This window comes from Microcoleus sp. PH2017_24_DOB_U_A, from assembly GCF_020738205.1.
Classification (GTDB): domain Bacteria; phylum Cyanobacteriota; class Cyanobacteriia; order Cyanobacteriales; family Microcoleaceae; genus Microcoleus.
Window position 1 is genome coordinate 1 of the sequence record NZ_JAEQCT010000202.1, and the last position, 1,062, is coordinate 1,062.

At 43.3% G+C, this 1,062-nt stretch carries 1 protein-coding gene and 2 pseudogenes; 2 read left to right on the top strand and 1 reads right to left on the bottom strand.

What is annotated here, in order from left to right; genetic code table 11:
* Positions 1–229: pseudogene (locus tag JGK07_RS32985) on the top strand (hypothetical protein); the annotation flags it as partial.
* Between the two features lie 4 nt (positions 230–233).
* Here the strand turns inward: JGK07_RS32985 and JGK07_RS32990 are convergent.
* Complete coding sequence (locus JGK07_RS32990) at positions 234–686, bottom strand: HNH endonuclease (RefSeq protein WP_293243633.1); 453 nt, start codon at positions 684–686, stop codon at positions 234–236.
* Between the two features lie 202 nt (positions 687–888).
* Here JGK07_RS32990 and JGK07_RS32995 point away from each other — a divergent pair.
* Positions 889–1,062: pseudogene (locus JGK07_RS32995) on the top strand (hypothetical protein); the annotation flags it as partial.

Sequence of the window (1,062 nt, forward strand, 5' to 3'; positions counted from 1 at the left end):
CGATGAAGAAGATGACTTGCGCGTCGCCCCCGGAGACATCAGCCTCGACGAAAACAACAACCTCTTGGGCGAAACCGTAGCCGTGCGCTACCGCCAAGAATTCACCACCACCACCCCGATGCAGGTGGACTACATGGCGATTTCGCCAGTGCAAATCGTCTCCGTCGCCACCTCCCTGATTCCGTTCTTGGAACACGACGACGCCAACCGATCTCTGATGGGATCGAATTAGTTTAAGTTTTGTAGGTTTTTCCAGTAATTATGTCGCTGATCGTAGATTGATTTACGCCAAATTCTTGGGCTATTAAGTATTGACTTTGCCCTTGTTTCACAAATTCTCGAACCTTTTTAACTTGTTCCTCAGTCAATTTTCTTTTTCCTACATTATTTGTAGTTCGTCTTTGTTTGCAAATGGCATCCTGGATGTTATCTTTTTGAGTAGCCTCAAAAAGGTGTTCTGGATTTATGCAGCTTGGATTATCGCACAAATGACAAGCGCAATATTTTTCTTGAATTGGACGACCAAGCTTGTCTTTTAAAACTAATCGATGAACTAATTGCATTCTGCCTTTGAGATTTTTGTAAGCATAACCAGCTTTATTTTTACCTAACAAACAAATCCAACAGCCATCCGCGTTGACTTGGTAGGGAATGTCAACGCCCAAGGAAAGTGTTATTATATTCATGCTGAGTCTCCGTGCAGACTTAGACCCCTTGGGTGTTATCAGCACCGTGAAGGGGAGTTTCTATTAATAATTATATCAAATTTATTTTAAATTTTATAAATTTAAGACCCAATAAAGTTTATTTCAAATATTAAAAAATGACGAATTACGGAACAGGAATCCCTCAGCTTTCAATCAAAAATATGCAGGCTGCATCGATCGCGAATTGCAAAAATATCAGCGATCGAACCAGGATACCTGTTTAAACCAGCGTCCTTTGATTTATGAGGGCGATCGCGTCGTAGCCGGTCAAGTGCTCGCCGACGGTTCCTCCACCGAAGGCGCCGAACTCGCCCTGGGCCACAACATCCTCGTAGCATATATGCCCTGGGAGGGA

Bases quoted from the DNA above. Each gene is read 5' to 3' on its own strand.
- JGK07_RS32990 (WP_293243633.1), bottom strand. From the start codon at position 686: ATGAATATAATAACACTTTCCTTGGGCGTTGACATTCCCTACCAAGTC.